The sequence below is a fragment of the Camelimonas fluminis genome (assembly GCF_014656355.1).
In the GTDB taxonomy this organism is placed as follows: Bacteria; Pseudomonadota; Alphaproteobacteria; order Rhizobiales; family Beijerinckiaceae; genus Camelimonas; species Camelimonas fluminis.
This window is the reverse complement of record NZ_BNCG01000015.1, coordinates 1-2,556: the sequence shown is the minus strand read 5'-3', so window position 1 is coordinate 2,556 and position 2,556 is coordinate 1. Positions and strand designations below refer to the sequence as shown.

Genomic DNA, 2,556 nt, shown 5'->3' with positions numbered 1-2,556 from the left:
TGCCGCCGCCGCCGTAGGCGAAACCACCGGTCACGTAGATCAGGGCGCGGTCAATGGCGATACCGGCGCGGGCGCGGACGGTGCCGAACCAGTCCATGCCCTGGTTGCCGTAACCGAAGTGGTTGCTGCCGCCCATGTCGGCGTACTGGATGTCGGCTTCAGCGCCGATCACGAACTGGCCGATCTGGTAGTTGTAGCCGATCTGGCCGCCGCCGACGAAGCCGCCGTCGTTGTTCGAGCCACCGCCGGTCCACAGGTACTGCGAAGCGACCGGAGCATAGTAGTTGAACGCGTTGTTGTTATTGTTGGTGTTCCAGCCGTAACCAGCGTTCACACCGACGTAGAAGCCGGTCCAGGTGAACACGGGAGCCACGACGACCGGGGCAACCGGCGCGTACTTGCGCGAAGGCAGATCAGCAGCGAAAGCGGAACCGGCGGCCAGCATGGTAGCGGCGGCAACGCCCGCAAGAAGAAGCTTTTTCATCACTCACTCCGTTCATTGCTTGCGATGGAGTGGCGTGGGCCGCTCACCGCGAGTTAGTAAGGTCATACACCGGGGAGCCCCCGCTGTCTGTAGCATGATAGCAACAGATTCACGTAGCTCCGTACGCCGTGAGCGCAACTTCCTGCAATGACGGTGGAGTTACCCGGTGATGCGTACACTAAGTATGAATCGCCCAGGAGGCTCCTGTGAAACTGCGGGATTGGGGCTTTCTGTCACCCAACAGCCCCGCAGATGCCGTGACTGGCCAAGTTTCATGGCAAAAATTGTATGATATTTCAATTTCATAGCGTGCAGATTGCAGTCACTGAAAAACCGGCGTGATCCACAGATCTGGTAAATACGCGCGCCTTCGAAGGCGCGAACCGGGGCGCCGCCAGATATCGTTCCGGCTCAAAAAAACAGAGCAGCGCGGGCCGTTTCGCCATTGGGACCCAAACTACCCGCCAAGCGCTGCTTCCACTCTTGGTAAACCATCGCTTAATACGGGCAATACGTCCACCCCAATATGCCGCCACTGATTCGTTGCCTCATCAGGCGGAGCAGTCAGGCATGAGGCCTGCAACGGATGGCCCATGTGACCGGCCCTGGCAACGCCGCGCCTTCGCCGCGCGCCGCCAGGCGGCGGCCAAAGATGCGGCGGGCATTCTCTCGGGCATTCTCAAGGCTATAGCTAACCTGGATTGGCGTCGAATTGCGGCGTTCCCTCGGGGATTTCCACCCACGCCACGCGCGATCTCGTAAAGACATGCAGCGCCGGCGCATAAGGGTCTGGATCATCGAGCGTGCCGGCCTTGACGGCGATGATATCGGCGTTCGAGCCAAGGATAGAGCGGATCGGCGACCCGCAGTCGCCGCAGAACTCCCGAAAAACCGGCTCGCCGCTCGTGGTGTCCCGGTCCTCAAAGACCTTTGGCTGGCCTTCCATGGTGAACGCCGATGGGCTCACCACCAGGTTGACCGAATACATGCTGCCTGACTGCCGCCGGCAGCGCTGGCAATGACAGGCCGCCACAACAGCGGGCTCGCCCTCGATCCGGTAACGGATCGCCCCACAATTGCATCCACCTTCCATGATTGCCTCCCTTCTTTTATGATACGTACGTATCATAAAATCGATGCGGGAGAAAACATATGGTCGATCACATCACGGGAAAATCCATCGTCATTACGGGCGCCGGCAGCGGCTTTGGACGTCTGGTTGCCGAAATGACGGCTGCTCGGGGCGCCCGGGTCACGTGTGGCGATATTGACTTTGCCGCCGCCCAGGCCACGGCCAGCGCCATCACCGCGGCGGGTGGGACGGCCCAAGCGCACGCCGCCGATGTGACAGACGCCCGACAGGTGAACGCCCTGGTCCAGGCCGGCGTTGACGCCCATGGCGGGGTTGACGTGATGGTCAACAACGCCGGCATCATGCCCCTCGCCTTTTTCTCCGATCACGCCGCCGCTCACGGGGCCTGGAACAAGTGCATCGACATCAATATCAAAGGCGTGTTGAACGGCATGGTCGCGGCTTATGAGCCGATGATGGCGGCCGGCCGTGGGCAGATCATCAACATATCCTCGATCTACGGCAATTTCCCGGTGATTGGCGCGGCGGTATACGGCGCCAGCAAGGCTGCGGTGAATTTCCTGTCGGAATCATTTCGTCTGGAGACCCGCGGCAAGATCAAGGTGACCACGGTCAAGCCGACGGGCGTTCCCGCCACCAACCTTGGCGGCTCGGTGATCAATCCCCAGGCTGTTGTCGGCATCCTTGGCTACAACATGCCCGCCTTTGGCGAGATGGCGGAGGCGATGGGCAACGGCAGCCTCGACCCCATCAAACTCGACCCCACGGAAATGGACTACCAGTCCCTGGCGCCAGAACACATCGCAGCAGCGGTCCTGCATGCGATCGACCAGCCATGGGGGGTCTCGATCGGCGAGATCACGGTGCGGGCAGCTGGAGACCACTTCATCTTGTAAGTAACTGTAAGTAAACAGCGCTGATACCAAGGCCTTCTGCCCCTGACTCATGCAGGGTTTTGTTGGGAGCGCGGACGTGATTC

General features: G+C 60.8%; 3 protein-coding genes. 1 reads left to right on the top strand and 2 read right to left on the bottom strand.

Annotation, left to right across the window (positions count from 1 at the left end):
• On the bottom strand, positions 1-484 hold a 484-nt coding region (locus IE243_RS23520; RefSeq protein ID WP_505661113.1), incomplete at its 3' end, for an outer membrane protein.
• Between the two features lie 691 nt (positions 485-1,175).
• Complete coding sequence (locus IE243_RS15075) at positions 1,176-1,577, bottom strand: GFA family protein (RefSeq protein WP_191320224.1); 402 nt, start codon at positions 1,575-1,577, stop codon at positions 1,176-1,178.
• 59 nt (positions 1,578-1,636) lie between these two features.
• On the opposite strand from IE243_RS15075, the gene IE243_RS15070 reads away from it, so the two are divergent.
• Positions 1,637-2,473: an SDR family oxidoreductase gene (locus IE243_RS15070; protein WP_191320223.1), complete on the top strand. Its 837-nt coding sequence runs from the start codon at positions 1,637-1,639 to the stop codon at positions 2,471-2,473.
• Positions 2,474-2,556: the final 83 nt, after the last annotated feature.

What these genes read in the sequence shown, in the direction of transcription:
- IE243_RS15075 (WP_191320224.1), bottom strand. Translation starts at nt 1,577, where the DNA reads ATGGAAGGTGGATGCAATTGTGGGGCGATCCGTTACCGGATCGAGGGC.
- IE243_RS15070 (WP_191320223.1), top strand. Translation starts at nt 1,637, where the DNA reads ATGGTCGATCACATCACGGGAAAATCCATCGTCATTACGGGCGCCGGC.